Below are 26,925 nucleotides of genomic sequence, written 5' to 3'. Positions count from 1 at the left end.
CAGGGCGTGTCAAAGCAGGCGTGGATTGGGGCGCGACGCGCCCCCGTTACTCCCCCAAAGTCAGGCGGCGCGCGTAGGGGACATACGATTCGCGCAGCCCGTCAGCCGCCCCCTCCCGGTGCCCTCTCGGTTGTTTCAGAATCCACAAACTCTAAAAAGCACCCCCACCCGCCGTTTCGGGACAAGAAATCTTTTTCGGGGATTTTATTCTTCATTTTCCGCAGGCGAGCCAGGGCCCGCCGGACGCGCTTGCGCGCCGTTTCGGGCGACAGCCCAAGGCTCGCTGCCACCTCGACAGCGTCCTCTTCGCGAAGGACGAGGGACACCACCAGGTCAGTGTCCTCCCCCGTCAGCGGGAGGAGCCATGCGCGCAGTTCCTCCACCTCGGCGTTGAAGGAGCGGGCTCGCGAGGCGAAGGGAGTGAGCCACGGCACCGAGGGCGCCCCACCGTCCACGTCCGTCAGCGACTCAAGGCGCGCGCGCTGGCGTTGCTCCACCAGCTCCTTTCGCCAGGTCTTGAGGACGTCGCGCTCCGTCCCGCGCACAAGTGTCCCAGCCACGCGATGGACGCCTGACAAATTGACGCGTGCCACGAGGGCCATGAAGGACGCGGCCACCGAGGACACCACCTCCGCGGGCGGTTGCTCCGTTCGCCTGAGACATCGGCGATACACGCTGTCCAACCCGGGCCACAGGCTCAGCCACAACAAGGCCACGAAGAAGCTGGCAGCGGCCCCCGTCTGAACCATGACGACGAGCCCCGCGAGCAAGCCATCCTTGACGTGAGACTCGCCTTCACGCGCGGTGAGAAACGAAACAAGGGCCTCCGGCTGCTCGAAGTCGGCGAGCGCCTCCCAGTTGCGTCGCACCAGGCGATAGGCGCGCTGCGCCTCGGCCGTCCGGAGGGCCACGCCAAGCTCTTGATGGAGAGCATCCCAACCACGACTCACAGGTGCATGCCGTCCCGGTCCTGCGCTCGGCGCGCGGGAGGTGCCGGGTGAGAGAGGAGACAAGGCCGAGCCCCGTTGAGGGAATGGCGCCAGCGCCTCCGAGGTGGCCCCGCCTTCGGTGGGAGCCTCGTGGCTGCGGCGCGTCAGTCGTCGGAAGAGGAGAGCGCTCCACGCGCCCGAGCCCCGAGCGGCCTCGCTAGGGTAACGGGCGAGCCCCCTTCCGAATGGGGGCACGACAACCGGAGCGCGGCGTGCCCAGGAAGGCCAAGACGCGGCTTTCACGGCGCAGGCCCAGTCCTATCCGGACGGCGCACCGCTTCGGCATTAGGGCCGAGCCGCTCACAACAAAACAGCACATCGTGCTGAAACCGTAATTCACGCAGCTTCCCTTCACAGCCCAAGGACGACACCGCGCCGCGACAGGGCCTCAAGGAATACGTGCGACAGCGTGCATCCTGGGCGTGACGGAAGCGTGACGGCGTGAAGAAAACGCGTGCCCACTCCTCCCATACCGCCAACACCCCCTCCGCACTTCAGGGTGATACTTATTATTCATGTCTCAAGCCCTCCCCAAGTCCCCAATACCCAGACAGCCACGCATTCAATGGCGCTTCCGTCGCATCCGACTTTTCCAGTGGGGATATCCGAGCCGACTGCATTGAAGTCGGCGACACGGCCGCGCGGCTTGCGACTTTCATGCCCGCACGTCGCCACTCGGGGACCGTCCACGCAGCCGGACACGCGCCAAGTGAAACACGTTCTCTCTCCGTATCATCGCCGTCGCGTCACGGGAGCACCTGACCGTTGTCGGGGGCTGCGCCCCTCACGGTGGGAAGCGACAGCCCCCTGACAGGGCGCAGGTGACGAGGAAGGCCTTCGCCCTGCCCCTGGGCAGCTCCCAGCCCGCTTCGACGCACGTGGAGGCCGTTTCCGGCCGTCCAGCGGCCATTCACAGGCATTGGCCCCACCGCGTCCAGCCACGCCCTCCAAGCCTCTTCACAACCAGCCACAACACTTTCACCTAAAGTCAAAGATGATGGCAGTCGGTGGCAGCTGGTGGCAGCCCTACCTGCCACTCTTTTCTTCTATAAATTCATTATCTTATCTTAAATTGGCAGTGGTGGCAGTGTTTCAAAAAGTACCCCTACGTAGCAGGCGCGCGCATATTTGAATGGCACTATTCAATAGGGGTTCAGAAGAACACTCTCCCTAGGCGGCATTACCCCAGAAAACACTGCCACCACTGCCACCTCCGCCACTCCAGCGATTTCACTGGGGAATTTCGTGGCAGTCTTTTGAATCGCGCCTGCCATCACTGCCACCCTCCAGCTCCTCGTTGGCTTTTGAAGCACGCGAGAAGAAAGGGTGACGATACAGGTGTCCCCGAAATCGCGCCGGAGGCCTTTGCTCTGCCTTATGGCCGCGTGTCGCTCGCCCCGGAAAATCAAAAAAGAAATCGGGCAAAAAGAAATCCTGTCCCGAAACGGAGGGATGGGGTGCTTTTAGGGTGTATCGGCAAACACGCGCCGCCGACACCCGCGCATGGCCCTTACGCACTACCTCCAGCCCACCGCCGCACAGCATCGTCCGCCAGGCGTGACGTGCGAAGCGTATGTCCGCGGCGAGGGCAAGCACTGCCTGCACTACCGGACTGGCGGGGGCTGCACCCTGGCCAGCATCTCCACGTGCACCGAGTGGCTGAAGGTGAATCGGCAGCCCCGTGCTCCTCGTGAAGAGGTCGCGCCCCCTTCCTCCGTTCCTCCAGCGAAGTCCGCCACGGGCGCTGTGGATCTCTTCGGTCATCCGCTGACCGAGGCTGGCTCGAAGAAGAACGCCCCCGCCCCCGCCTCCAGGCCCTCGCCGCCAGCTCCGTCTCCCAATGTGAAGGAGCTGGACGCGGAGTCCCCGCTCTCCGCCCTGCGCGGCCTCACCGACGAGGACATCACCAGCTTCAAGGCTCTTGGTGCCGAGGTGTGCTTCGCCTCCGAAACCTACGGCGAGGTGTGGCTCGTCCCGGCCTACACCGGCCAGGCCAGGAAGGAGCTCACCCCGGAGCACGCCGCCACCCTGGTGCGCGTCCTGTCTGCCTTCCCGGGCTCGCGCGTCATGTCCTTTGAGAAACGGCAAGCCTCCGCGGATGAGGTGTCGCAATGAGGGTGCCCCGCGCCTGTGAAACACACGCAGGTGGCCGCGCCGCCTGTCTCCTTCGACTTGATGTGTCTCTCGAAAAGAGCGTGATGACTGACTCGCGACACGCCACTGCACCGGCCCGGAGGCCCACGTCATGAGCGCCCTGCGAAACGAGCATTTGTCATACAGCCGGCTGAGCCGCTTCGAGGCCTGCCCGCTTTCCTACCGGCTCCACTACCTCGACAAGCACACCGCCGAGCCCGGCATCCCGCTGAGCTTCGGGAAGGCATTGCACGCCGTCCTCGAGCGACTCCTCCAGGAAGTCATCGACACCGAGTACGCGGGTCCGCTCTCCGAGGAGCGTGCCCTCCAGCTCTACCGTGAAGAGTGGGCCACCTCTGGCCTCTCCGGCCTGGACCTCTTCCAGCAGGGCCTCGGCATCCTCCAGGACTTCGTCCGCCAGCAGGGCCGCGTGGACTCCCGCGACATCCTCGCCGTGGAAAAGGAGTTCCGCCTGCCGGTGGGACCCTTCAGCGTCCTGGGCTTCATCGACCGCGTCGACTGGGTGGACGACGAGACGGTCCACGTCATGGACTACAAGTCCAACCACCAGCTCTTCACCCGCGAGGAGCTGGACTCCAGCCTCCAGCTCAGTCTCTACGCCCTCGCCGCGCGCCGCATGTGGCCCTGGGCCAAGAAGGTGCGCCTCTCCATGTGGATGCTGCGCCACGGCGTGCGGCAGGAGACGACACGCACCGAGGAGCAGTTGGACGCCGCCCTCGCCTACGTCGAGACGCTGGGCCAGCAGATGGAGAAGGCGGAGTCCTTCCCCGCCCGCCTCAACCCCAACTGCGTGTACTGCGACCACCGGAGCAACTGCCCCGCCTACGCCAAGGCGCTGGAGGGACAGCGTGACGTCGTCTGCGAGGACACGGCCGACCTGGAGTCCGTCGCCCGCGAGCGCCAGGAAGTCGCCCACCTCGCGAAGATTCTCAACGCGCGCAAGGCGGAGCTGGAGGGCGTCCTCCGGGCCCACCTCGCCGAACAGGACGAACTCGTCCTCGCCGGCACGCGCTACCGCATGTTCAACACCACCAGCCTCGACTACCCGCTGGAGCCCACCGTCGCGGTGCTGGCCCGGGCCACCGACCTCCCCCGTGAAGAGCTGATGCAGCGCCTCGCCAGCGTCGAGAAGAAGGCCCTCGATGCGCTGCTGAAGGACGCGGGCAAGCGCCTGGGCACCGCGCGCGTCGCGCTGCTGAAGGCCGAGCTGGACTCCCTCGCCGCCAAACACCACTCGCCCCGCTTCTGGGCCAAGGAGGTCGCATAGATGCTGTCCGCTCACCCTGCTTCCGACACCACCCCTGCCTCTGCCCTCCACCCGCCGCTCTTCCCCAGCCTCCCACCGCACCTGCGGACGCTCTGCTTCGTCGACCTGGAAACGACGGGGCTGGACGCCTCCCGGCACGAAGTGCTGGAGGTGGCCATCCTCCGCGTCGACGCCCGCAGCCTCAAGGTGCTGGCGGAGTATGAGGCGCGCGTGCTGCCCACCCGGCTGGCGGACGCCCAGCCCGAAGCCCTGGCCGTGTGCGGCTACTCCGACGAGGAGTGGCGGGACGCGCTGCCCCTGCCGGAAGTCTTGGCCACCGCAACGCCGCTGCTTGCGGGCACCCTCGTGGCCGGTCACGTCCCCAGCTTTGACTGGGGCTTCCTCACCGAGGGGTATCGCCGTACCGGGCTGGCTCTGCCCAGCGTCGACTACCACCGCCTCGACACCGCCAGCCTCGCATGGCCGCTGCTCGCCACGGGCGAGGTGGAGTCCCTCTCCCTCAACGCCCTGGCCAAGCACTTCGGCATCCACCGCCCCACGCCTCACCGCGCCATGGCGGACGCCCGCTGCGCACTGGAGGTGGCTCGCCGCCTCGCCGTGCGCATGAGCCGTGGCGGGCACATGGAGCGGCTGCTAGAAGAGTCAGGAGGTGTCTCGTGAGCGGCGCGTCCTCCCGTCGCAAGGGTGCCGACTTCGAGCGCGCCCTCGTCCACCGCTTCCGTGAGGCGATGCCCGAGGCCCTCATTCGCCGCGGCCTCCAGTACCGCACCGGGCAGGAGATGTCCGACGTCGAGGTGCCGTGCTTCTGGGTCGAGGCCAAGGCCCACCAGCGCACCAACGTCCGCGAGGCCATGCGTCAGGCGGTGGAGACGTGCCCGCAGGGTCGCTGGCCGCTCGCCGTGTGCAAGGACGACGGGCAGCCGCCCCTCGTCACCATGCAGTTGGATGACTTCCTCGAACTGGTGCGCGAGTGGTGGGAGGCCCGTCCTCGGTGAATGACTTCTTCGGCCACCTCCTCGGCCTGCTGCGTGTGGAGGCGCTCTCCCCTCGGCACCACGCCGTCTTCGCGGCTGCGCGCACGCGGCGGCCCGCCTTCGCGCGCCACTCCACTCTCGAATCGGTGCTGGTCGCGTTGGCTGACGCGCGGGAGGAGACGTACCCGGAGCGGGAAGCCCTCACTCGGGCCTTGGTGGCCGAAATGCAGGCCTCCTCCAGCCCCGCGTGGACGGCGGGCCTCGCCGCAGCCTACGCCCCCATGTTGCGGCGCCTGCGCCGCCGCCTCCTCGGCAGCGCGGTGCCCCGGGAGGACCTGGACCAGCTCGTTCTCGCCACCTTCCTCTCCGTCGCGCGCGCCTTCCCTCTCTCCCGCTGGGGTGACTGGACGGCCGTCCGCCTGCGCCAGCAGACAGCGCGCGAGGTGTTCCGGCACCTCCGTAAGGAGCGCGCGGAACAGCACGAGACGTACACGCAGGCGCAGCTCGCCGAGTGGCTGCCGGACACCCGTCACGCCACGCTGGTGGAGAGCCCCAGGCGGCCCAGCGTCCGCCGCAGCTTCGTGAAGCGCGACGCCGTGCTGGTGCATCTGGCCCAGGCCACCCTGCCTCGCAGCGACGTCGAGGTCCTCATGGCCACCGTCGTCCGGCGAGAGAAGTTGCGTGCCTACGCCAGCCGCCTCGTCGAGGGCGACACCACCGAGGTCGAGCGGGTGTACCAGCGCCTGAAGCGCCAGCGCACGCGGCTGATGCAGCGCCTGCGCACCCAGGCCGTGGACACCGCAGCGCAGCCCTCCAGTGGCTGCTGAGGGAAGGCATGGCCCAGAAGAAGCCCCTCAAGAAGCTGGGGCGCCCCACCAAGGCCGAAGGCCCCCGGCTTCCTCATGACGAGGTGGATCGGCTCCTCGTGGAGGGCGAAGAGGTGCCCACCACGCGGGGCCGTGTGAAGCGGCGCTTCCCCTCTCTCCGCGAGTTGGCCGAGCGCTTCGGCGTCGCCCACAGCGCCGTCGCCAAGTACGCCCAGCAGCACGACTGCCTCGGCCGCCGCAAGCGCCTCCTCGCGGGCCAGCAGCCGGCCGAGACGCACGCGCCGGACGAGACGCCTGCGCCGGACGAGATGGCCGCACTGGACGAAGCGCCTCCTCCTCCTCCGAAGCGAAAAACGGGCCGCCCCCGCAAGTCCGAGGAGCCCGCGCTCCCGCGCCAGGAGCTGGACCGCGCCCTCGTCTTCGGCGACGTGAAGACGTTTCCCGACGGCTCCACCATGACGTCCTACGCCTCGTACCGCGAGTTGGCGGAGCGCTTCGGTGTCGCCACCTCGCTCGTCGCCAACTACGCGAAGGAGCACAACTGCCTGCGCCGCCGCGAGGAGGCCAAGACGCGCATCGCCACCAAGGCGGACCAGAAGCTGATTGAACTGCGCGCCAACGCCATCGCCGTCTCCAAGGACGACGCCCTGAAGATGATTGACGGCTACCTCCTCGGCTTCGAGGAGGCGCTGTCCGAGGGCCGCGTGCGCGTCGACAACCCCACCGATTTCAACACCATGGTGAGGCTCAAGGAGTTCGTCCAAGGCGGCGCCGACTCCCGCCAGGAGCTGCACGCCAGCTTCTCGCTGGAGGGCCTCCAGGCCCGACACGCCCAGGCCCTGCGAGCTGCGCGCGAGACGACGCCCGCCGTGCGCGGCGAGGTGGACGCGGAGGTGACGGCGAGTGACGACGAGGACCTCGACACGGCCTCCTCGGAAAGCCCCAAGGACGACGTCCTCGTGGATCCACCGACGGACGTCGCGCCCCCCGCCGACCCCGCCTGAGAGTGCCCTCCGGTAAGTGAACGCGGGCACTTTCGCGTTCAGTTTCGCCGTTCACTTTCGCCGCGCCAGGCCTGGCCTGGTCACTTTCCCCCGGGAGCTCCACCTAGCGCGCAGAAGCACACGCCTGGCGCCACAGCCTTCGTAGTTTCGCGAGGTTAGGGCGGACAGCCACCAGGTCCATGAGCGCCGCGGTACGAGTTTGGGCCTGAACTCGCGCCCGGAAGCACACTCCGTCCAGCGGGCCGGACGCCAGCGCGCCGTTCACTTCCCCGGCCCGGGACGCCCTGCTCCGCTGCGCCCCGCTGGCCGCCACGTGGCCCACCTGGCGCGAGCCCCCGGTCAGCCCCGCGCGCCAACGCCTCCGCCGCGTGGCGCCCCGTTCGTGCCCGCGTGTCCCCGCGCGCTTCGCGTCGCAGGCCTTTGTCTTCCTCGTGAGCCCCACGAGCCCCCGAGCTGCCCTCGAAGCACCGGCCCTCCGCCCCGCGCGCACCTGGGCGCGCGTGCCGTTACCAGGGCCGAGCCGAATGGCCGAAAATAGGCAAAGGCGGCCATTCGGCGTCACCGCCCCCACGCTGTTTCGCGCGCTTACGAGCCCTCGTGGGGGGCCGAAGCGCCGAGGCCAATGGCCGCTTTCCGCTGGTTGGGGCCGCCTGCCGCCCGCCGCGCGGCGCAGCTCCTCCCCGTCACCTTCACTGCCTGCCCCTGCCGGGCGCAACCATGCCTACCGATGACGCCAGCACGCCTACCCCGCCTACCCCTGACGCCAGGGTGGGGGGTGGTGCGTTTTTTCGTGCGAGCCTCGCCGCCGGGGCGTGTACCTGGGGCCCTTTTCGAGAGGGTCAGCCCCGAAAAAGTGAACACCCCTCCCCTGATCATTTGCGGCCGGTAAGTGAACGCCTCGCGCTGTTCACTTTCGCCGGCCGCGTCTGGGCCAGCTCGCGCGGGCCCCGGGCAAAGCCGCGCCTCGCCGCCTCCGCGCGGCACCCCGGCCCAACCAGGGGCTCTCGCGGGCCCTCAGCGCGGAGGCGGCATTCCCCATCAGCAGGGCAGGTCCTGCGTCACGCGCACCAGCTCGTCGTCCGAGGGGTGCGTGTAGATGACGGTGGAGTCGATGCTGCGCTGGCGCGCGAAGCGCTGAGTGAGGCGGATGTCCTTCGTCCTCCGGTACACCCCGGTGCATGCGGTGTGGCGCACGGCGTGGAAGTTGAGGTGTCTCTCCAAGCCCGCGCGTTGCTGCCAGACTCCGAAGCCGTGGCGCACCTGCCGCGTGGACAGGCGCAGTCCCAGGCGGCTCAGGAAGAGCGGTGCCAGGGGCCCCACGTCGTGCCCCTGCGAGCGCTTCAGCCGCAGCAGCTTCTCCAGCTTCGCGCGCACCGTGTCCGAGAGGACAACCTCCTGGGGGCGCGGGTGCCGGCGGGAGCCCTTGAAGACGTGCAGCAGCACGTGCCGGCGTGCGCGCCCGCGCTCGTCAAAGATGTCACCGATGTTGAGGGCCACCAGTTCGTGCTCACGCAGGCCCGAGGCCAGCGCGAGGCTGTACAGGCAGTGGTCCCGGAATCCATCCCGGTGCTCCCCCGTGGCGCGCAGCAGGAGCGCCACCTCCTTCTCCGTGAGGGTGCGGGGTGCGCGGGCGACAGCAGCATAGGCAGACATGGCGACTCCTTCGTGAAGAGGACGCGGCCATGCACGCTCTGGTGCCGAGAGAAAGCAACGACACAAGCAGGGAGGACAGCGTGACGCTCAGCATCGTCAAACGCACCGAGAACGACCTCACTCAGTGGCTCGCCACCGAGTCGGGATTCATCTCCGGCCTGTGCCACTACGACAGCGAGCCCGTGGTGCTGGAGCCCTACCAGCAGGCGCTGCTGGACAACCGCTCCCGCTTCCGCTGGGTGGCGAAGAGCCGCCAGGTGGGCTTCTCCTTCCTCTTCGCGTTGGAAGCCCTCGCGCGCTGCCACCTGCGTGACGGCCATACGGCGGTGTTCGTCTCGTACAACTTGAGCGACGCCGTGGAGAAGGTGCTCATCGCCCGGCAGGTGTACGAGGAGCTGCCAACCGCATTCAAGAAGAAGCTCGTCACCGACGCGAAGACGGAGTTGGCCTTCGAGTCCAACGCCAAGGGCCGCCGCCTCTCGCGCATCATCTCCGTGCCCTCGAAGCCACCTCGCGGCAAGCGCGGCGACGCGTACCTCGACGAGTTGGCCCACTACGTGAACGACCGCGAGGTCTACACCGGAAGCACCGCACTCATCCTCCGCTCCCACGGGCAGCTCACGGGCTGCAGCACGCCGCTGGGCCGGCGAGGCATCTTCTGGGAAATCGCTTCGCAGGAGTTGCGCAAGTACCCGCACCACACGCGCCAGCAGGTGCCCTGGTGGCTGTGCCGATTCTTCAGCCTGGACGTGAGACGCGCCGCGGTGGAAGCCCCTCTCATGCCCACCGAGGAGCGCGTCGTTCGCTTCGGGCGCCCCGTGCTGGTGGAGCAGTTCGACTCCCTGCCGCAGGAGGACTTCCAGCAGGAGTTTGAATGCCTTTTACGTCGACGAGTCCTACAGCTTCCTCCCCTACGAGCTCATCCTCCCGTGCACCACCGACGAGTTGGTGTTGGCCCAGGACGCTTCCGACATGCCCGCGCCCCAGGGCCGCCTAGTGGCGGGCTTCGACGTGGGGCGCACCCGAGACCGCTCCGAGCTAGCCGTCTTCGAGGAAGCGCAGGGCCGCTTCACCTGCCGCATGCTGAAGAGCTTCGAGGGTGTCCCCTTCGCGGAGCAGGAGGCCCACCTCCGCAGAATCCTCTCCGTCCTGCCCGTGGCGCGCATGTCCGTCGACCGCAGCGGCATCGGCATGAATCTCGCGGAGAACCTCGCTCGGGATTTCCCCCAGGTGGTGGCGGAGAACTTCACGAACGAGTCCAAGGAGCGCTGGGCCACCGACTTCAAGATTCTCCTCCAGCGGCGCGACGTCACCCTTCCGCGAGAGCGTGAGCTTGTCGGGCAGGTTCACTCCATCAAGCGCCGGGTGCTCCCTTCCGGGAAGGTCTCCTTCGACGCCGAGCGCACCAACCGTGGGCACGCGGACAAGTTCTGGGCCGTGGCCTTGGCCTGCCAGCGCGAACGGGGGCCGGAGCGGCGAGGTAGCGGGGAGATCGGCGTGCGCGTGCTTGGCTGAAGCTTGTCCTTCGACGATATCGCGAAAGACCCACCAGTCCATCGGACCACGCTATTCAACGCGCAGTGACATAGGGTAACGTACTGCGCCAGCGCAAGTATCCAATCCGAGGCACCATATGCCCGTCGACATCACTCGCATCGATGAGTTCGGCCAAGTCGCCGCAGAAGATGATGCGGTCCTAGAATACTTCCTCTCAACCAACGCACACAAATCGATCGCGGCTGGGACTAGACTCTTGGTGCTCGGCCGAAAAGGTTCCGGCAAAACAGCCTTGGTCAGGGCATTCACAGAGCGCACGGCCGGAAATATCGTCTCAAAAGCACTGAAGTTCAAATCATACCCCTGGTCAATGCATGCAAAGCGCATCGACGCCGGGGCCAGCGCCATCGAAGCATACAGAGCATCGTGGGAGTTCTTCATAGCAGTCGAACTCAGCTCCTTAGTTCTTGCGCGAGCCCAAGATCCCAGTCGACCGCACGCAAAGAAGATAGAGAAATTCCTAAAGAGTAACTACGGCTCAATAAATACCGAAACAGGCAACATCCTCCTACCCGATGAACTCCAGATTGATGGCTCATTTGAACCAACCATCCTTGGGAATAAGCTTGGGAAGCTAGACTTCAAAAGAAGCTCCGGAGACACCAAGCTAGGTCGAGAACTCGACGCCTTGTCGAGCGCAATATTTGAGAGCATCGAGCAGGTTGCCAGCGAAGAATTGGGCAGCCATACAATACTTCTGCACTTCGATGAACTAGACCAAGGCCTGTCCGTGCTTGACGAAAGCCGCGCCAACATGCTGATCGGCTTAATCCTGGCAGCGCGACAGGTCCGAAGGAGATTTGAGCGCACCACGCCAACCATCTCCCCCATAGTGTATTTACGAACCGACCTCTGGGAAGACCTGAAATTTTCCGACAAAAACAAGCTAGCCGAATCTCAAGCAATAACAATTGAATGGACAACCGAAGAACTCCGGAAGCTTCTTGAGGAGCGTGCGCGCGTCAAACTCGACCAAAAGGTCTCTTGGTCCGACATGGAAGACTCCGAGCTAATGAGAGGCTCCCAAAGCAAATGGAACCACATCTGCGCACGAACTTATCTTCGCCCCAGAGACGTCATCAAATACTGCAACGTGGCACTCGAAATAACGAAGTCCCGACAGCAGCCGCCCCCTTACTTCACAAATCCGGACATCTCCGAGGCACGCTCCGACTATTCAACCTATCTAAAACTCGAACTCGACGACGAGGTAGTCCCCCACTGGAAGAACTGGACAGTCGCCCTTGATGCCTTGAGCGCAATCCGAACAATCACATTCAACGTCTCCGATTTCGCCCGAGAATACGAAAGTCGTCGCAGTCCGGACTCACCAACCACCGCCCTCGCACTTGAACTTCTCTTTAATTTCTCAATCATTGGCTATCAACAGGCCTCTGGATACGGTGGGAGCAGCTGGATCTTCCGATATCAGCAACCAGGGGCGCGATGGGACCAAGGAGCAACCAAGGGCAAGGTTCACCAAGGTCTCAAGGAGTACTGCAAGCTGCGAGAGGGGCGTCAGACCAATGATAGCGTTGAAGAGGAATAACGCCCATCGCAGGCCAACCGGGACTCTGTAATCAGGCTGCTGCCCTGAAAGTTCTTGGACCGTCGGAATGCTCTTTCGAGCTGCCGCAGTGCTCACCGTTCTAGAGCCTCTACATCTTGCGCGCCTTGACCTTCAGCCAAGCCTGCCGCCGGAAGGGTACGTCGAGCAGATGCGGCGCCACGTCCACACGTCGCTCCGCGTCCACCAGTCCGCAGGCGGCTGGAGGCCGACGTCGCGCAGGTTGCCGAGGCCACGGTAGCCGACGCCGTCGAGCCCGAAGCCAGCGTTGGACTCCAACACCAGCACATTGTCCGTCTCCGCGTGGTGGTCCAGGACGAGGAAGGTGTGCCCCGAACGCCACTGGCTGCGCCACCCCTGGATGAGTGTCCAGGGGTGGGGAGGCACATCCGCCGACGGCGCCTGCAGGGCCATGCCGGACTCGATGGCTGCCGTCACCGGGGAGAAGTAGTCGGTCGTGGAGGCGATCATCATCTGCCGGTGACGACGCGCGTCCCAAGAGAAGGCCGCGCCGCGCGCCTCGGAGAAGGCCTTCACCAGCAGGGCCTCGACGAAGGCGCAGCAGTTGTTCAACCGAGGCGGCGCCAGGGGATAGGCCGCCGCAAGATCGGCAACTCCTTTCCCCCGGCCCTACGGTCACAACTCCCCCCAATCCAGGGAATTCTCTGGCGGGGATACGAGCGCTACGGAATCAAACCGCCCGCCCCTCACCACGACCTTTCCCCAGAACTCGGTCCGGCAGCACGAGCACTTGCCCACGCCATAGGCCCAGAAACTTCCGTCGCGCAGTTCGTACTTCGGGCCATAGACGGGCCGCCTCTTGTTCGTCGTGCGCCCGAAGACGTCTTCGCCCGGAGCGAAGTCCTCATCGTCCAGGAGCCCCACGTGGGCATGGAACACCACATCAGCCTCAGCACGACAGACCGCGCAGATACAGCGCCAAATAAAGCCATTGGTCTGACTCACAGTACTTCCGAGCCCTGTTTCCCAAGCCCGCCATTAACCTGTTCGCGGCATCGCGAAGGATCTTCTCGACCTCCTTGATGCGGCTCGCGTTGCGCAACTCCGCTGCATCCTGCCGCGTCAGTACCACGACGTTCTTGAACTTCCGCAGGAACCGTCGATGCGCCGCCTGCTCCCTTTCGATGTTCAGAATCTCCCGATTAGCCGCGCCGCTCCACGCTCATTGACCTTCAACCAAGCCTGCCTCCGGAAGGAGTACGTCGAGCAGATGCGGCGCCACGTCCACACCTCGCTCCGCGTCCACCACTGCGCAAGCGGCTGGAGGCCGACGTCCCGCAGGTTGCCGAGGCCACGGTAGCTGACGCCGTCGAGGCCGTAGGCAGCGTTGGACTCCAGCACCAGCACCTTGTCCGTCTCCGGGTTGGTAGTCCACCGCGAGGAAGGTGTGCCCGGAGCGCCACTGGCCGCGCCAGCCCTGGATGAGCGTCGAGGGCTGGGGCGGCACATCCGCCGACGGTGCTGGCAGGGCCATTCCGGACTCGACGGTATGTAGCCGTCACGGAGGAGGAGAGATCGTATCTGATCGCCGTACCCCGTCCGAGAAGCGGAGAAGCAGCGGCCTGCCGAGCGTGGGGAGCCCGCCAGACGGACACCGAGTCAGCGTTCGCCGCGCCCAGTTCCCACTCCGAGTGGAACGCGGCTGCTTGGCGGGTTGCTCCACCCCGGGGCAGGGCGAGCTGTTACATCGCTCCACCCAGTGTGCCCAGTTCCCGCGCCCGGCTTGCCCGTCGCCTCCAGCCGCTTTGCGCATCGCCCCTACCAGGCCCACACCGTGCGCACTAGCCGCCGCTCCATCCGCGCCAGCAACCGGCTGCGGCGTCTGCGGAGAGCGTCACGAGCGACTCGAGTGTCGTCTCCTGGCCCGGGGTGACATCAGGCGGCTGAGGGCTTCGCGCGCACGCTCTTTCCGTTCGACTTCATGTGGGCAGGTGGGTTGACCAAATGCCGTACAGCACGAGCACATATGGCAGATTAGCCGGCCGCATGCGCAAGTCTCGTTGCGGCCAAAGGTCAGCGGCCAGTGGCCGCAATCCACCATCCGCTTCTCTAGCTGGCCTCCGCAGTGCGCGAGCAACGTCCGCCGCTTGCCATCGCCATACGTGCCCGTCAGCACGCCATTCGGGTGGAACGTGAACCGCTCGATGCGCTGGAACTCCGCGGCCGACAGGTGCTGATCCAGCACTCCCAGGGCATCGAGCAGATAGTCTAGGGTGTGAGCGGGATCGGCAATGCCGATGCCCGCGGCCAGCGGCGCACCGCCGGTTCGAGTCGACAGGGATGGCTCCTCGGTCACCTCTCCGTCCTGCTCGTCCTCGTCGACCGCATCATGCAGCTCCTCGAACGGTTCGTCTGTCTCGGCAGAAGGCTCTGGGCATGACGTGAACAGCGCCTTCAAACGACCTGCATCCGACGGGCGTCCCGACCGGCGCCATCGCAACCACGCATGCAGGGTGAAAAGGTAGAGCCAGGGCAGGCGTGGCACGGACGACGGAACGGCATCGCCGGTCTGCGTCTTGCGCCAGGCTTCCCCGAGATCGCGCAGGAAGGCACGCTGCTGATCATCGAGTTGCGCAAAGCCCGGCGACTCCACGTTCCAGATGGACCAAAGCAGTGGCGGCAGCTCCCGATGCCACCGGCGCGCGAGCACCGACACGCCGTCGCCTGCAGCGGCCCGCAGCGCAATCAGCGCGTCATTGCGCTTGCGGTAGTGCGCGTCGGGATAGTCCCACGCCCAGGCAGGCATTTCCTTCAGGGTGGTGCGCGCGGGCGTGTGCGCGTCGAAGACGTCGCGGAAGCTCCGCAGCAACTGATCCACCTCCGCCGCGTGCGTCACCCCCAGCACCACCATGTACTCAACCCCGGAGACCGACAGCGTTCCGTCGTCGGCGCACCGCGTGTATGGGCTGCTGACGCCACAGAGGGTCACCTTCCGTCCCGCGGCGTCCGCCTTGAACGTCTTCACTTTCCAGCGGCCGCTGCGCATGCCGCCGTTCACGGTACGCCTACAGTTCTTCACGTCGACGCCGTGGCGCCCGTCGACCTGCAGGTCCATCGCTACCCACTCTTTCAGTGACGGCTGGAGCTGCTCGATGGAGACATCACGCACCCCGAGTCCCAGCGACTGCAGATAGCGCGATGCCCACTTCTCGGCGGCGCGCGCCGTGAGCATCTGCGCGCGGACCGGCAGCTCCGTGTTCTCGCCGAGCGCTCGTGATTGCACCCACTGTTCAGCCAGCTCACGGTCCTGCGCGTCGAGGTCCTTCAACAACGCGTCCGCCCGGATCGCCGCCTGTTCGCGGCTCCAGTTAGCCACCGACTCCAGGGTTTGCAGGGCAGCGGCGATGTCCGGATACCACCGCCGCAGCAGTGCGCGGACGACGGACGACGGTGCAACGGCAAGCGGCGTCCAATCGTCCATGGCCGCGTCGGGCGCGTTCTTTCGGCTCGCCGGTGCGGCGGCCAGCTCGCCCACCGCGTTGGCGATCCGTTCCCACCAGGTCGCGCGGTCGCCGACACCCAGGTCGATGCCACGGCGCGCCCACTGGAGCCTCTCTTCGGGTTCGCCGCTCGGGCCGGTGCTCTGGGCGAGTTCGACCAGCGTCGCGCACCGGGCGGGCAGTTGCCGCCACAACGTCTCCAGCCAGGCCGCCTTCACCAACAGCCGGCGCTTCGCGTTCCAATCCACGAGCAGGGAGAGCGCCGCTTCGGGATCGTGCCGCAGCGCTTCGAGGAAGACGTCGCCACGCGCTGCAGAAGGCGCCAGGTGCAGAATCGGCCGCAGCGCCGGCTCATGCCAGATGCTGCCCGGCATCAGGGACACGATGGTGTCGAAGAGGCCCATGTCGCCCGGCCGCTCGTCGAGCAGAACAAAGAGCAGCGGCAGCGCAACGGGCAAGGAGGGCACCAGCGTTCGCAGACGCTCGACGTCGAGCCCTCGACTCCCTCCCTGTAACACCCGGTCCCATAGGAGCGAGGCTGTGCGCGCATCTCGGAGGTCGAGCGGTCGAGCGCGCACGGCCGAGCGCTTTCCGTCGCCCTTCTCGATGACGCCCAGCAGGAGCAGCGCCTGGGGACGTCGTTCCTGCGCCGGGCCCAGGGCGGCCAGCCGGGTTTCGTTGAGGAAGATGTCGTCGCGAGATTCGCCGGTGAGCGGCTGCGCGAAGCCGAACCCGCTGGGCCGCACCTCCTTCAGAACGCCCACCACGTCCTGCGCCGTGGGATGGCGGCTGCTTCCGGCGGCTTCCCGTCGAGGCGGACGGCCCGGATCGGCGCTTCGACGTCTCTCCATGAGTGCTTGTGCCAGCGAAGGTGAAGGAAGGACAATGCTCCGTATCCTCGGACTCTGCCGGGCGACGACGGTCGGGGGCAACCCCACATCGCTGCCACGGGACCCGGCAGAGATTCTTGGTTCAGGCGGTCGGGGAGACTTTCAGGCGCAGGGCATACCGGCCCTTTCCCGGGGGCTCCTCAGGCAGCTCTCTCCGCGTCTCCCGCGCGGTCGGTCAAGCCCCAAGGACACGGCTGCGGCGGCGACTGCGCTCGCGTGGGCTGCGAGTGCGACGATAGGCCCCCCAGGTTGCCGAGCACCTCCTCCGCCGCCCGACGGTCGCTGATGACCGTCCGCACGCGCGACGCGGTCCCACGCGCCATGCGCCTCGGAGAAGTCCTTCACCAGCAGGGCCTCGACGAAGGTGCAGCAGTTGTTCAGCCGAGGCGGCGCGAGTGGGACGCGAACGCCCGGCAGCGCCCGCGGGTAGTACGCCCTGCTCCCGTCATACCTGTAGTCGAGGAACGCCCCCAGGAGCGTGGTGAGCCGCTCCTCCAAGACGGCGAGCGGCTCGCTGTCGAACAACAGCCGGGCCATGGCGGGCGAGCGCTCCTGGGAGACGAGCGTCGCGTAGCGCTGGGTGTGCCAGCGCGTGCACACCCAGGTGTCGAGCCCGCGCAACTGCGGCACCAGCAACCGGACGTAGTCGGTGTCGGGCGTGGGGTGGCGAGCCTTCTCCTCGAGCACGAGGTAGCCGCCCGCTTCGACGTAGCCTTCGGGCTGCGTGCTCGTGTCCGGCTGCGCGAAGCCGCGCAGGCGCGCGGGCAGTTTCGCGACACGGTAGGCGTCTCTGGTGTCTCCTCCACGTTGAAGAGGGGCTCCAACGTGTTCGCCATGGACGAAGGACAGAGCCGGTCCTGCCATGAGGAGCGGGGTTCGTGCAGCCCGCTCTCCGCACGGGCGCAGCGCGCGTCAGGGCACCCAGTCCGCGTCGGGCGCGTCGTCATCGTCCGCGCGCCACGCGCCGCAGTGGAGGCAGAACACCCACCCTACGTAGCCGGCCTGGGCAGCAGGGTGCTCGGGGTACTCCTCGGCCGCCACGAGGTAGTCGCTCGGATGGTGTGCCTCGTCCTCTCGCTCGGAGCACGGACATGGGCACGTCGTCACGTCGGCCATCATGGCGGCAACGTCACCGGCGGGCGCGATGCCGCGCGCGTCCTCTTCTCGCATCAAGCACTCAGGGTTTGAATTCATCAGCAGCCCTCCCAATCGTCTCTGTGACTCTCGGCAGTGCAGGTGCCTTCACGCATGCGCTTCGGCTCGCGCGCGGGCTCCCGCGTCAGCCGCAGGTGTCGCCAATAGCGCTCTGTCCCCCGACGAAGGCAACTCATTGAGGCGCGGGCCTTGAGCGAAAAGCGCGCGCCGGATGTCCCCGAAATTGGGCCCGAAGCCTTTGTCCTCGCTGGAGGTGAGGCGCGCGGCCCCCAACGCCCTCGCACATCGAGGGCACCCCTCCCACCGCGCGCCTTGCCTCCACTTGGTCCGGGAGGCCCGTGTGCAGAGCGTCGTCAGAGTCTTCGTCCTCGCCTCTCCCTCGGGCGCGCCACACCCCGGGCCGGAGTTCACCGTCGAGGCCTCCACCCACGACGGACTGCTGGAGGCAGTCCACGCCGAGTTGGCGGCACGCGGCCAGCGCGTGCGCGCCGTTTCTCACACCCCCACGGGCCTCCTGGCTTACGTGGAGGACCGTCCGTGACGGTGCCCCTGGAAGTCCACCAGGCCGAGGAGCGCCTCCAGTCCATCCTGAAGGCCGTGGTGGTGGGCGCCCGCGTCGACGAGCCCGCCAGCCGCCCCGGGGGCGAGGACGCCTTGGCCTTCAACGATGCCGGCGCGCTCCAGCCCCCGTATGAGCCGGAGGCCCTCTGCCTTCTCGTCGAGCACTCCAACTCGCTGCGGCAGAACGTCGATGCCTACGCGACGAACATCGATGGCTTCGGGTACCGCTTCGAACCCTCCATCGACTTCGACGCCGACGGCGCCCGGGAGAAGGTGGCCGACGCCATGGCCTTGGAGCGCCTGGCCGCGCGTGACGCGGGCACGCTGCCCTCGGGGACGCCCCCGCTTCCCACGGACGAGGAAGTCACCGCCCATGCCGAGGAGGTGCGGCAGCAGGCCCGAGTGGAGAAGGCCCGCCTGGAGTCCTTCTTTGACTTCTGCTGCTTCGACGGCAGTTTCGTCGAGTTGCGCCGTCGCACCCGGCACGACGTGGAGGTGACGGGCAACGCCTATTGGGAGGTGCTGCGCGACGGCAAGGGCGACATCGCCCGCTTCGTCTACGTCCCCTCGTACACGGTGCGCCTCCTTCCCTTGGACAAGGAGGCCGTCGAGGTGCGCGAGCGCGTGCGCATCTCCGCCGTCAGCTTCGACACCGTCACCACCCGTCGGCGCCTACGCCGCTACATCCAGGTGCAGGGCAGCGAGCGGGTGTTCTTCAAGTCCTTCGGGGACTCGCGCGTCATCTCCCGCCTCACCGGCCGCGCCTTCGCGGATGTCACCACCCTCAAGGCCGCGGACGCCTCCGACGGTCCCGCCACGGAACTCATCCACTTCGCCATCCACTCGCCGCGCTCGCCCTACGGCATTCCGCGCTGGGTGGGCACCCTGCTGTCCGTCCTCGGCTCCCGGCAAATGGAGGAGGTCAACTACCTTTACTTCTCAAACAAGTCCGTCCCGCCCCTGGCCCTCCTCGTCTCCGGCGGAAGGCTCTCCGACGCATCCGTGCCGCGCATCGAGCGCTTCATCGAGGAGAACCTCAAAGGGAAGGCGAACTTCCACAAAATCCTCATCCTCGAGGCGGACGGCGCCGGCACCGGCGAGGGAGGCCGCGCGAAGATTGAGCTGCGCCCCTTGACGGACGCCCAGCAGCAGGACGCTCTCTTCCAGCAGTACGACCAGCGCAACATCGACAAGGTGGGCGCCGCCTTCCGCCTGCCGCCGCTGCTGCGCGGAGACGGGCGCGACTTCAATCGCTCCGTGGCAGAGGCTCAGCTGCGCTTCGCCGAGGACCAGGTCTTCCAGCCCGAAAGAGACGAGTTCGACTTTTTGTTGAATCGGAAGGTGCTCGCGGACATGGGCGTGCGCTTCTGGCGCTTCAGGTCGCAGACGACGGCCACGAGAGACCCGGAGCGCATGACGGAGATGGTGGAGCGCCTGGTCCGCGTGGGCGTGCTGACTCCCGAGGAGGGCCGCCACCTGGCCGGCGACATCTTCCACCGCGAGTTCCGCAAGATTGCGGACGACTGGGTGAAGCGCCCCATCACCCTCACGCTGGCGGGCATTCAGACGGGCGTCGAAGACTTGAAGCCCCAGAAGGACAAGGGCTCTCTGCTGGGCGAGGCCAAGCGCCTCTTGGGGCTGCGAGAAGAACTTCGAGCCGAGGAGGAGCGCCTGGCCCAAGGACGCCTGGCGCTGGCCCGCAGGTACATGGACACCGAGCACGTCCCCGTCCCCCGCGAGGAGTTCGACACCTGGTTCTCGGGGCAACCCACATGATGCCTGAGCAGCTTCAGCGCGCGTGGGTACTCCAGGCCCAGGCCGACGCCGAGCGCGGTGTCCTGGAGTGCCGCATGTGCCGAAGGCGCGGCCCCCTGGAGGAGACGACGACGCTCTGGCGCAACGGCCTCCTCGTCTTCGCCCTGTGTGACAGGTGCGCGGCCAGCCACGACGTCGTCTTCTCCCCCACTACGGCAGGAGTCGAAGTGCGCGCCAAGCGCCGCAGCTCCGTGGAGTTGGTGACGCAGGAGCCCCCCCATGTGCACGGCTCCCGCTGACAGCCTCCTCCTCCTGCACGAGGCGCGGGAGGTGGCGGACGCTCTCCTGGGAGACGTCCTCCGGCTGCCGGTGGCCAAGGCCCTGGACGTCGGCACCGCTGCAGGCATGGACCGCGCCGTGGCCCTGCTTGCCGCGCGCCTGCGCCGCGCCGTCGGGCGCGCGGACGTGGACGCCATGCGAGAGGCGGTGGCCGTCCTCGACGTGGACTGGAGGAAGACGACGGCCGCCCAGCGCAGGCGCCTCGTCGCCCAATCCCTGGAGGCTGCGGGCCGGCGGACGGCCGTCATCCCTTCCCGCATCCAGGCGCCCCTCGGCGACGCAGCCGACGAGGTGGTGGCGTCCACGCGCAGCCACGCCCGGCGAGAGCAGGGCCTCGCCCTCGCCGCCCGCTTCAACGCCGTCGACAGGCGCGTGGCCCAACACATCGTCCGGACCCAGGGCAACTTTGTGCGGGACGAGTATGGGCGCCGGCTGGACGCCTTCGGCGAGGAGGCCCGGCGCCTCGTGGCCGAGGGGCTGGAGGCCGGCCTCGGGCGAAGCGACATCGCCGAGTCCTTGGAGCGGGCCGCACGCGGCACACTCATCGAGCGTGCCCCCTTCTACTGGGAGGTGGTGGCGAGCCACTTCATTGGCCAGGGGCGCTCCTTCGCCCAGGTGAGCAGCTACGCCGAGGCCGGCATCCGCCGCTACCGCATCGAGGCCATCCTCGACGAGGCCACCACCCAGGTGTGCCGTTTCCTCCACGGGAAGGCATTCTCCGTGGGCGAGGCCCTCCAGCGCTTCGAGCGACTGGAGTCCCTCGAGCGCCCGGAGGATGTGAAGCAGGAGCTGCCCTGGGTGCGCGAACGCCTCGACGCGGACACGGGGCGCTCGCTCCTCTACGTCAACCGAGGAGGCCAGGAGACGCGCCTGGCCGAGGTGCTCCGCTCGGCCGCCGGCACACGCGACGACGTCGGCGAGTTCCGCGCGCTCGCTTCGGACAGGCAGCTCGCGGACGCGGGCGTGGGCTTCCCGCCGTACCACGGCCTCTGCCGCACGACGACGCTCGCCGTCACTTGAGTGATGTCCCCGATTTCGCGTCGCAGGCCTTTGTCTCTTTCGGAGACGAAACGCCATGCAGGCCACCTCGACACCTACCCCCACCTCACCTCCGACGCCGGAGGGCAACGCGACGACGCAGGAGTCGACCTCCACGGCCAAGGCCGAGGCGACGCCCGTCGTCTGGCCTCGCGACCTCAACCTCCCCACCTCGGGAGAGCTGGCGTGGGGCTTCGACCCGGAGGGACTGCGCGATGGGTAACGCCCTCACGAAGGCCCTCGCTCGTGCCCGCCACGTCCTGGAGTCCCTCCAGGGTAGTGAGCCGGTGGAGAAGACCATCTGGGGGAGCCCAGCGGGCAAGAAGCGCCTGGCGAAGCGGCTGGTGGCGATGCTGCCCGCACACAAGACGTATGTGGAGCCCTTCGCCGGTAGCGCCGCCGTTCTCTTCGAGAAAGCCCCTTCGGACGTCGAGGCCATCAACGACGCGGACCCCGAAATCGCCGACGCGTACCGGCTCATCCAGAAGCTGACGCCAGCGGGCCTCGCCAAGCTGAAGAAGCTGCCGTGGGTCGGCGACGAGAAGACCTTCAAGAGCCTCTTCGACTCCAAGCCGAAGGGGGACGTGGAGCGCCTGCACCGCTTCCTCTACCTGACGCACTTCTCCTACGGGAAGCTGCGCGGTCGCAGCGTCAGCCCCAACAGCATGGGCGTCGAGGCGAAGACGCTCGCCCGCATCGAGCAGCACGCCCCTCGCCTCAAGCGCGTGAAGGTGTACAGCGGCGACTACGAGAAGGTGGTCCGCAAGTACGACGGGAAGGACACCGTCCTCTTTCTCGACCCTCCGTATCCTGGCTACAACGTCGACGTCGGCGAGGGTGACTTCGACGAGGAGCGCTTCTACGGCGTCCTCAAGTCACTCAAGGGTCGCTGGCTCATGACGTATGGCATCCGGGGGAAGTTGCCCGGGATGCTGAAGGACTCCGGCTTCGTGGTGAAGCGGATCCGCACGCCTCGCACCATCGCCGCCATGCGCGGCGTGGGCGGCTCCTCCGTGCTGACGCAGCTCCTCGTCAGCAACTACCAGCCCGCCGCGAAGGCGCTGGAAGGCGGCAGCGACTTCGCCGTGGACGAATGGAAGCCGGAGGAGCCGCCCGGCACCGCTCCCTTCGCCACCACGACGTCCCTCCTCAAGGGCGTCGAGCCCGACGACGAGCGGTACGTCCTGGGTGTCGTCCTGGAGCCGGAGACAGTGGACGCGCAGGGCGACATCTACTCCGCCGCGGAGATTCGCCAGGCCGCGCACCGCTTCATGGAGGAGTTCGGCGGCCTGGGCCTCATGCACCAGATGCGCGTCAACGGGCACGTCAAGGTGCTGGAGAGCTACCTCGCTCCCGTCGACTTCAACCTGGGCGAGGTGCCGGTGCGCAAGGGCACCTGGCTGCTCGCGGTGCGCGTCCTCTCCGACGAGCTCTGGGGGCGTGTGAAGGACGGGCAACTGACGGGCTTCAGCATTGGCGGCACCGCGCGCCGTCTCCCCGAGGCCTCCCCCGCCACCGAGCCGCCCCCTTCCGACACACCTGCCGCTGACTCCCAGCCGGAGGCCACATGACGAGCACCACCCAAGGCCCCGCCTCCGTCCACCGCCTCGTCGACATGGTGGTGGAGGAGGTGTCCCTCGTGGACAGGGCCGCCAACAAGCACCGCTTCCTCTTGGTGAAGCGAGACGGAGACACCATGCACGACGCTCCCCAGGACACCTCGCAGGCCGAGGGCGACAACCACGCCGCCTCGGACACCTCCAAGGCCAATGACGCAGTCCTCGCCGCAGCCCAACAGGCCCTCGAAGCAGTGACGGCACTCGTCGAGGCGTTGACCTCCACGGACGGCATCGACTGCGTGCGCGTGGTGGAGGTGGCCCAGCACCTGCGCGCGCTCGCCGACGCCCTGGAAGAGGACGAAGACGACTCCGAGGACGAGGTCGAGGAGGACGTCGAGGCGCGCGCCAAGGCCGCCAACCCCGTGCCGGCTCCTCAGCCGACTCCGCCCGCGCCGAGCCCCGACGCCTCCGGCGTCATGGAAGGACTGACGAAGCTCACCGACGCCGTCCGCGCTCTGGAGGGCTCCGTGAAGGAGCAGCACCAGCGACTGGGGCGCGTGGAGAAGCAGCACGGCCTGCCCAACAGCAGCGCCCCCGCGGAGCGCCCGCCCAAGCCCGCCGTCGAGGACGTCGGCTGGCCCCTCGACATGAACAAGCCCCTCAACCGGGAGAGCGTCGACAAGGCCCTCTCCTTCCACGACGTCTGACGTCCCCACCCGCCACCAGGAAGCCTCAACGCCGAAGGAATCCCCATGAGTCGTATCGACAACAGCACCCTCTTGGCCAAGGCGGACCTGGCCCTCGCCGACCTCACGGCCGGCGGCGGCATCCTCCAGCCCGCCCAGGCGCAGAAGTTCTTGCGCCTGCTCATCAAGCAGTCCGTCCTGCTGCAGCAGTGCACCGTCGTCCCGATGGCGGCCCCCAAGCAGCAGTTCTCCAAGCTGAAGTTCGGGAGCCGAATCTTGCGCCCGGGTCAGGAGGCCACCGCCGTCCCCGCCGCCCAGCGCGTGAAGCCGGACCTCTCCCAGGTGGAGCTGGACGCCAAGCTCTTCAAGGGCGAGGTGCGCCTCTCCGACGAAGTGCTCGAAGACAGCGTCGAGCGCGGCGAGCTGCGACAGACGCTCATGGAGATGCTCGCGGACGCCATCTCCAGGGACATGGAGGAGATCCTCGTCAACGGGGACACGGCCTCGGCGGACCCCTTCCTCGCCACGATGGATGGCGTGCTGAAGCAGGCCACCAGCAACGTCGTCGACGCGGCCGGCGCCCCCATCAGCAAGGACGTCCTCGGCGACCTGCTCAAGTCGCTGCCCTCGGAGCACCTGCGCGACAAGGGCAGCATGGGGTTCCTCTTACCAGCGTCGACGCGGACCTGGACTACCGGAACTCGCTCGCGGAGCGGGCCACGGCGGTCGGCGACAAGTTCCTCGAGGGCGATGCGCCGGTCCTCTACTCGGGCGTCCCGGTGCGGCCCATCCCCCTCTGGCCGGAGAACCTCGGTGCGACGAATGACCGCACGGCGGTGTTGCTGACCAATCCCAAGAACATCCACGTCGGCATCTGGCGGCAGATTCGCATCGAGTCGGCGCGCGACATCTCCGAGGGCACGCTGAAGGTGGTGGCCACGCTGCGCTTCGACGCGAAGTTCGCCGAGGAGTCCGGCACGGCCAAGGCCATCAACGTGCAGTTGTGAGGCTCACCATGGACAACTCCTATCTCGTCCGACTCAAGGCTTACGACGCGCGCCGCGGCCACGTGCTGCGGCGCTACACGTATGCCGGCATCAAGTTCCAGGAGGAGCGCGGCTGGTACAGGGTGGAGAAGCCGGTGGCGGACTACCTGCGCACCGTCCACCAACTGCCCGGCGACAGCTACTCGCCGCTCGCCTTCGACGTGTCCACGGAGGCCGAGGCGAAGGCCCTCGACGCCACCGAGGCCGACGAGGCCCGCGTGAAGCGCAGCGCCAGCGACGAGCTGAAGCTGAGTGCGGCGCGGCCCGCCGGCACGCTGACGACGGAGGACCTGCCGAAGGCCAGCGAGGAGAAGGACACGCGCCGCGGCAAGCGGGAGAAGGACTGACGTGTACGCCACGGTGGCCGACATGCGCGCCGAGGGCGTCACACCGGCCATGGCGGGCGACACCCGACTGGCCGTCCTCCTCGAGGAGGCGACGCGCACCATCGACAAGGTGACGGGGTGGCACTTCGAGCCGCGCTCGGCGACGTTGCACTTCGACGGGCGCGGCACTCCTTCTCTCTGGCCGCCGGTACCGCCCATCCGCCTCTACCGCCTGGCGCTGTACGGGGAGGACGTGTCCTTCTCCAAGGAGCGCCTGGTGGTGGTGGGTGCCCCGGTGGGCCCGGGCTTCGACGGGCCCCGCCTCACCTTCCGCCATGGCCGTGTCTTCCCGCGCGGCGAGGGCAACGTCACGGTGGGCGCGCGCTGGGGCTACACGGAGACGGACGGGACGCCGGAGGGGCGCACACCGCTCGCCATCCGCCGGGCCTGCATGCTCCTCGTCCTGCGCAGCCTCTCGCCCCTGGCGGATGAAGACTCGTTGGAGGAGCGCACGCGCTGGCGGGTGGTGGAGGAGAGGACGCGCGAGCAGAGCTACCGCCTGGACAGCATCCGCCCTGCGGTGCGGCCTCTCACCGGCGAGCCGGAGGTGGACACCCTCCTTGCCCCCTACGTGAAGCCCTCCTTGCCCGGGGCCGCCTGATGAGGGGCAAGCTCATCTTCCCCTTCTTGGCCGAGATGCACCGCCTGGACTCCGTCGCCATGGCGGGGCCCGGCCCGGGCCCTCATGCCAGCGGGTACGACGCGGACTTCCGCGAGCCGGTGCTGGTGGACGAGGACGACGACGGCCTGGCCGAAGCCTTCCGCCGCGAATTTCCGCCCGTGCGTGTCCCCTGCCAGGTGGAGCCGGATGCCTTTGAGTCATTGCGCATGACTCCTTCCGGCAACAGCCCCCGGACGAGCTTCGAACTCGTCTTCCACTTCCGCGACTTGGAGCGCCTCGGCCTCGTCGACGCGGCCACGGGTGACGCCCTCATCCGCCCCAGCGACAGGCTGGGGGCCCTCTACGACGTCATGGGCGCACTCGTGCAGGCCGTGAGGACGCCTCCCGGGCTGTACGTCACGGAGGCGCGCCCCACGGGCTTCGGACTCCACCGCCGGAGGCCTCGCAGAAACCTCCTTCTCGTCACATTCAACGACAGGCCCCAAGCCCGAGGACTCGCATGAAAGCACTGCTACTCGCCCCACTTCTCGCCACCGCCCTCCTCACCCGCTGCCGCGCGCCAGACGGGTGCGCGCCGGTATCCACGCGCTGCGCCGGTAATGTCGCCGAAATCTGCAACGGCGACGGCAACTGGCAGGTGCTCGCCGACTGCGACGCGGTCAGCGAGCACAGCAACGCTGCCTTCACCTGCGCCTACGTCAACGAGGAGGGCGTCACCGGCCACACGTGCCTGCCCACCACTGTGGACGCTGGCACCGTCGACGCGGGTGTCGAGGAAGGGGGTGCTCTGTGAAGGGCTACCTCCAGTCCCTCCCCGGCGTGGGCACTCTCTTCCAGCGCGACATCCAGCCCGCCGAGGTGTGGGCCTTCTACCAGCACATGCAGTCGCGCCTGCGCACCAAGACGGCCAACAAGACCGACTCCCTCGAGATGCAGTTGGCGGCCGAGGCGCTGCAGCGCATGGGCATCCTCGACAGGCAGCGCTTCCTGGAGAAGTACGCCACCACCGTGGGCCGCACCCTCTACCTGCCCTTCGAGGTGGGCGTGCCGAAGGGGGGCTGGGATTTGTGGGCCCAGGTGGTGGTGTGCGTCCACGAGCACCAGCATGTCGTCCAGCACGACGAGGAGGGCCCCAGCTACGAGCTGGCCTACCTCACCAGCGCCTCCGCGCGCGCCCGCTACGAGGCCGAGGCGTACACCTGCAACCTGGAGCTGCACTCCTGGCGCTACGGCACCCTGCCCGCCGTGCGCCCCATCGCCGAGGGCCTCAAGCACTACGGCTGCCGGCCGGAGGACGTGGAAGTCACCGCCCACACCCTGGCCCTCACCTCGGTGTCCGTCCGCCACGGCGCGGTGGTGAGTGAGGCCACGAACGTGGCCCTGGAGTGGCTCAACTCGCACGTCCCCCACCTGCGGGCCAAGCAGGGCTGAGGCG

Annotated in this window: 29 protein-coding genes; 21 read left to right on the top strand and 8 right to left on the bottom strand. The window is 67.6% G+C overall.

Annotated features, from left to right (window positions below; all coding sequences use genetic code 11):
- Window positions 1-101 precede the first annotated feature (101 nt).
- Window positions 102-911 carry a sigma-70 family RNA polymerase sigma factor gene (locus D7X32_RS11230; RefSeq protein ID WP_120602525.1) on the bottom strand — a complete coding sequence of 270 codons (810 nt, stop codon included), beginning with the start codon at window positions 909-911 and terminating at the stop codon, window positions 102-104.
- 1,581 nt (window positions 912-2,492) lie between these two features.
- On the opposite strand from D7X32_RS11230, the gene D7X32_RS11225 reads away from it, so the two are divergent.
- The 6 genes from D7X32_RS11225 (at window position 2,493) to D7X32_RS11200 (ending at window position 7,215) form a co-directional block, all read left to right on the top strand.
- Window positions 2,493-3,104 (top strand): hypothetical protein, encoded by a 612-nt coding sequence (locus D7X32_RS11225; RefSeq protein WP_120602524.1) that lies wholly within the window; start codon window positions 2,493-2,495, stop codon window positions 3,102-3,104.
- 130 nt (window positions 3,105-3,234) lie between these two features.
- On the top strand, window positions 3,235-4,410 hold the full coding sequence (locus tag D7X32_RS11220; protein WP_120602523.1) for a RecB family exonuclease: 1,176 nt from the start codon (window positions 3,235-3,237) through the stop codon (window positions 4,408-4,410).
- Complete coding sequence (locus tag D7X32_RS11215) at window positions 4,411-5,070, top strand: 3'-5' exonuclease (protein ID WP_120602522.1); 660 nt, start codon at window positions 4,411-4,413, stop codon at window positions 5,068-5,070.
- Entirely contained in the window at window positions 5,067-5,405 is a 339-nt protein-coding gene (locus D7X32_RS11210; protein ID WP_120602521.1) for a hypothetical protein, read from the top strand. Before D7X32_RS11215 ends, D7X32_RS11210 begins: the two co-directional genes overlap by 4 nt.
- Window positions 5,381-6,211: a hypothetical protein gene (locus D7X32_RS11205; protein WP_120602520.1), complete on the top strand. Its 831-nt coding sequence runs from the start codon at window positions 5,381-5,383 to the stop codon at window positions 6,209-6,211. Before D7X32_RS11210 ends, D7X32_RS11205 begins: the two co-directional genes overlap by 25 nt.
- 8 nt (window positions 6,212-6,219) lie before the next feature.
- Window positions 6,220-7,215: an AT hook motif domain protein gene (locus D7X32_RS11200; protein ID WP_120602519.1), complete on the top strand. Its 996-nt coding sequence runs from the start codon at window positions 6,220-6,222 to the stop codon at window positions 7,213-7,215.
- A gap of 1,038 nt (window positions 7,216-8,253) precedes the next feature.
- Here D7X32_RS11200 and D7X32_RS11195 read toward each other — a convergent pair.
- A complete protein-coding gene (locus D7X32_RS11195) occupies window positions 8,254-8,868 on the bottom strand; it encodes a tyrosine-type recombinase/integrase (protein ID WP_120602518.1) in 615 nt (204 codons plus the stop codon).
- Between the two features lie 196 nt (window positions 8,869-9,064).
- Complete coding sequence (locus tag D7X32_RS46220) at window positions 9,065-9,334, bottom strand: hypothetical protein (RefSeq protein ID WP_208752393.1); 270 nt, start codon at window positions 9,332-9,334, stop codon at window positions 9,065-9,067.
- Window positions 9,335-9,738: 404 nt separating this feature from the next.
- On the opposite strand from D7X32_RS46220, the gene D7X32_RS46215 reads away from it, so the two are divergent.
- Together D7X32_RS46215 and D7X32_RS44940 are read left to right on the top strand one after the other, a co-directional pair.
- Window positions 9,739-10,383, top strand: coding sequence for a phage terminase large subunit family protein (locus D7X32_RS46215; RefSeq protein ID WP_244238959.1), 645 nt, complete (start codon window positions 9,739-9,741; stop codon window positions 10,381-10,383).
- A 118-nt stretch (window positions 10,384-10,501) separates the two neighbouring features.
- Complete coding sequence (locus D7X32_RS44940) at window positions 10,502-11,974, top strand: P-loop ATPase, Sll1717 family (protein WP_147450106.1); 1,473 nt, start codon at window positions 10,502-10,504, stop codon at window positions 11,972-11,974.
- Window positions 11,975-12,106: 132 nt separating this feature from the next.
- Here D7X32_RS44940 and D7X32_RS11180 read toward each other — a convergent pair whose 3' ends face one another.
- The 5 genes from D7X32_RS11180 to D7X32_RS11155 all read right to left on the bottom strand — a co-directional run bounded on the left by D7X32_RS11180 (window position 12,107) and on the right by D7X32_RS11155 (window position 17,513).
- Window positions 12,107-12,565 (bottom strand): hypothetical protein, encoded by a 459-nt coding sequence (locus tag D7X32_RS11180; protein ID WP_244238958.1) that lies wholly within the window; start codon window positions 12,563-12,565, stop codon window positions 12,107-12,109.
- Window positions 12,566-13,141: 576 nt separating this feature from the next.
- Window positions 13,142-13,360 carry a hypothetical protein gene (locus tag D7X32_RS46660; RefSeq protein WP_244238957.1) on the bottom strand — a complete coding sequence of 73 codons (219 nt, stop codon included), beginning with the start codon at window positions 13,358-13,360 and terminating at the stop codon, window positions 13,142-13,144.
- Between the two features lie 487 nt (window positions 13,361-13,847).
- Window positions 13,848-16,217: a nucleotide exchange factor GrpE gene (locus D7X32_RS11165; protein WP_147450105.1), complete on the bottom strand. Its 2,370-nt coding sequence runs from the start codon at window positions 16,215-16,217 to the stop codon at window positions 13,848-13,850.
- Window positions 16,218-16,445: 228 nt separating this feature from the next.
- The gene (locus D7X32_RS46655) at window positions 16,446-17,207 is read right to left on the bottom strand and encodes a hypothetical protein (protein ID WP_244238956.1); all 762 of its coding nucleotides are present in this window, start codon (window positions 17,205-17,207) and stop codon (window positions 16,446-16,448) included.
- A 48-nt stretch (window positions 17,208-17,255) separates the two neighbouring features.
- On the bottom strand, window positions 17,256-17,513 hold the full coding sequence (locus D7X32_RS11155) for a hypothetical protein (protein ID WP_244238955.1): 258 nt from the start codon (window positions 17,511-17,513) through the stop codon (window positions 17,256-17,258).
- Window positions 17,514-18,035: 522 nt separating this feature from the next.
- On the opposite strand from D7X32_RS11155, the gene D7X32_RS11150 reads away from it, so the two are divergent.
- Genes D7X32_RS11150 through D7X32_RS11095 form a run of 13 tightly spaced genes read left to right on the top strand, consistent with a single transcriptional unit; the run spans window position 18,036 to window position 26,921 of the window.
- Window positions 18,036-19,835, top strand: coding sequence for a phage portal protein (locus D7X32_RS11150; protein ID WP_244238954.1), 1,800 nt, complete (start codon window positions 18,036-18,038; stop codon window positions 19,833-19,835).
- A complete protein-coding gene (locus D7X32_RS11145; protein ID WP_120602512.1) occupies window positions 19,832-20,113 on the top strand; it encodes a hypothetical protein in 282 nt (93 codons plus the stop codon). The genes D7X32_RS11150 and D7X32_RS11145 overlap by 4 nt, the downstream gene beginning before the upstream one ends.
- The gene (locus D7X32_RS11140) at window positions 20,094-21,173 is read left to right on the top strand and encodes a head morphogenesis protein (protein ID WP_120602511.1); all 1,080 of its coding nucleotides are present in this window, start codon (window positions 20,094-20,096) and stop codon (window positions 21,171-21,173) included. The genes D7X32_RS11145 and D7X32_RS11140 overlap by 20 nt, the downstream gene beginning before the upstream one ends.
- 55 nt (window positions 21,174-21,228) lie before the next feature.
- On the top strand, window positions 21,229-21,414 hold the full coding sequence (locus D7X32_RS11135) for a hypothetical protein (RefSeq protein ID WP_120602510.1): 186 nt from the start codon (window positions 21,229-21,231) through the stop codon (window positions 21,412-21,414).
- Complete coding sequence (locus tag D7X32_RS11130; RefSeq protein WP_120602509.1) at window positions 21,407-22,762, top strand: XkdF-like putative serine protease domain-containing protein; 1,356 nt, start codon at window positions 21,407-21,409, stop codon at window positions 22,760-22,762. The genes D7X32_RS11135 and D7X32_RS11130 overlap by 8 nt, the downstream gene beginning before the upstream one ends.
- Window positions 22,759-23,457, top strand: a complete 699-nt coding sequence (locus D7X32_RS11125; RefSeq protein ID WP_120602508.1) for a hypothetical protein — start codon at window positions 22,759-22,761, stop codon at window positions 23,455-23,457. Before D7X32_RS11130 ends, D7X32_RS11125 begins: the two co-directional genes overlap by 4 nt.
- Before the next feature lie 45 nt (window positions 23,458-23,502).
- A complete protein-coding gene (locus D7X32_RS11120) occupies window positions 23,503-24,282 on the top strand; it encodes a phage major capsid protein (RefSeq protein ID WP_120602507.1) in 780 nt (259 codons plus the stop codon).
- A complete protein-coding gene (locus tag D7X32_RS45405; protein WP_158625657.1) occupies window positions 24,273-24,443 on the top strand; it encodes a hypothetical protein in 171 nt (56 codons plus the stop codon). The genes D7X32_RS11120 and D7X32_RS45405 overlap by 10 nt, the downstream gene beginning before the upstream one ends.
- Before the next feature lie 8 nt (window positions 24,444-24,451).
- Entirely contained in the window at window positions 24,452-24,829 is a 378-nt protein-coding gene (locus tag D7X32_RS11115; RefSeq protein WP_120602540.1) for a hypothetical protein, read from the top strand.
- 1 nt (window position 24,830) lies between these two features.
- Window positions 24,831-25,469: a hypothetical protein gene (locus D7X32_RS11110; protein ID WP_120602506.1), complete on the top strand. Its 639-nt coding sequence runs from the start codon at window positions 24,831-24,833 to the stop codon at window positions 25,467-25,469.
- Entirely contained in the window at window positions 25,469-25,993 is a 525-nt protein-coding gene (locus D7X32_RS11105; protein ID WP_120602505.1) for a hypothetical protein, read from the top strand. The genes D7X32_RS11110 and D7X32_RS11105 overlap by 1 nt, the downstream gene beginning before the upstream one ends.
- Complete coding sequence (locus D7X32_RS11100) at window positions 25,990-26,283, top strand: hypothetical protein (RefSeq protein WP_120602504.1); 294 nt, start codon at window positions 25,990-25,992, stop codon at window positions 26,281-26,283. Before D7X32_RS11105 ends, D7X32_RS11100 begins: the two co-directional genes overlap by 4 nt.
- The gene (locus tag D7X32_RS11095) at window positions 26,280-26,921 is read left to right on the top strand and encodes a hypothetical protein (protein ID WP_120602503.1); all 642 of its coding nucleotides are present in this window, start codon (window positions 26,280-26,282) and stop codon (window positions 26,919-26,921) included. Before D7X32_RS11100 ends, D7X32_RS11095 begins: the two co-directional genes overlap by 4 nt.
- Window positions 26,922-26,925 lie beyond the last annotated feature (4 nt).

Source organism: Corallococcus carmarthensis, from assembly GCF_003611695.1.
GTDB lineage: Bacteria > Myxococcota > Myxococcia > Myxococcales > Myxococcaceae > Corallococcus > Corallococcus carmarthensis.
This window is presented reverse-complemented; position numbering and strand designations above follow the sequence as displayed.

What these genes read in the sequence shown, in the direction of transcription:
- D7X32_RS11200 (WP_120602519.1), top strand. Translation starts at nt 6,220, where the DNA reads ATGGCCCAGAAGAAGCCCCTCAAGAAGCTGGGGCGCCCCACCAAGGCC.
- D7X32_RS11130 (WP_120602509.1), top strand. Translation starts at nt 21,407, where the DNA reads ATGGGTAACGCCCTCACGAAGGCCCTCGCTCGTGCCCGCCACGTCCTG.
- D7X32_RS11135 (WP_120602510.1), top strand. Translation starts at nt 21,229, where the DNA reads ATGCAGGCCACCTCGACACCTACCCCCACCTCACCTCCGACGCCGGAG.
- D7X32_RS11140 (WP_120602511.1), top strand. Translation starts at nt 20,094, where the DNA reads ATGTGCACGGCTCCCGCTGACAGCCTCCTCCTCCTGCACGAGGCGCGG.
- D7X32_RS11105 (WP_120602505.1), top strand. Translation starts at nt 25,469, where the DNA reads ATGAGGGGCAAGCTCATCTTCCCCTTCTTGGCCGAGATGCACCGCCTG.
- D7X32_RS11220 (WP_120602523.1), top strand. Translation starts at nt 3,235, where the DNA reads ATGAGCGCCCTGCGAAACGAGCATTTGTCATACAGCCGGCTGAGCCGC.
- D7X32_RS11195 (WP_120602518.1), bottom strand. Translation starts at nt 8,868, where the DNA reads ATGTCTGCCTATGCTGCTGTCGCCCGCGCACCCCGCACCCTCACGGAG.
- D7X32_RS11125 (WP_120602508.1), top strand. Translation starts at nt 22,759, where the DNA reads ATGACGAGCACCACCCAAGGCCCCGCCTCCGTCCACCGCCTCGTCGAC.
- D7X32_RS44940 (WP_147450106.1), top strand. Translation starts at nt 10,502, where the DNA reads ATGCCCGTCGACATCACTCGCATCGATGAGTTCGGCCAAGTCGCCGCA.
- D7X32_RS11145 (WP_120602512.1), top strand. Translation starts at nt 19,832, where the DNA reads ATGATGCCTGAGCAGCTTCAGCGCGCGTGGGTACTCCAGGCCCAGGCC.
- D7X32_RS11100 (WP_120602504.1), top strand. Translation starts at nt 25,990, where the DNA reads ATGAAAGCACTGCTACTCGCCCCACTTCTCGCCACCGCCCTCCTCACC.
- D7X32_RS11155 (WP_244238955.1), bottom strand. Translation starts at nt 17,513, where the DNA reads ATGCGAGAAGAGGACGCGCGCGGCATCGCGCCCGCCGGTGACGTTGCC.
- D7X32_RS11225 (WP_120602524.1), top strand. Translation starts at nt 2,493, where the DNA reads ATGGCCCTTACGCACTACCTCCAGCCCACCGCCGCACAGCATCGTCCG.
- D7X32_RS46655 (WP_244238956.1), bottom strand. Translation starts at nt 17,207, where the DNA reads ATGGCAGGACCGGCTCTGTCCTTCGTCCATGGCGAACACGTTGGAGCC.
- D7X32_RS11115 (WP_120602540.1), top strand. Translation starts at nt 24,452, where the DNA reads ATGGACAACTCCTATCTCGTCCGACTCAAGGCTTACGACGCGCGCCGC.
- D7X32_RS11120 (WP_120602507.1), top strand. Translation starts at nt 23,503, where the DNA reads ATGAGTCGTATCGACAACAGCACCCTCTTGGCCAAGGCGGACCTGGCC.
- D7X32_RS11215 (WP_120602522.1), top strand. Translation starts at nt 4,411, where the DNA reads ATGCTGTCCGCTCACCCTGCTTCCGACACCACCCCTGCCTCTGCCCTC.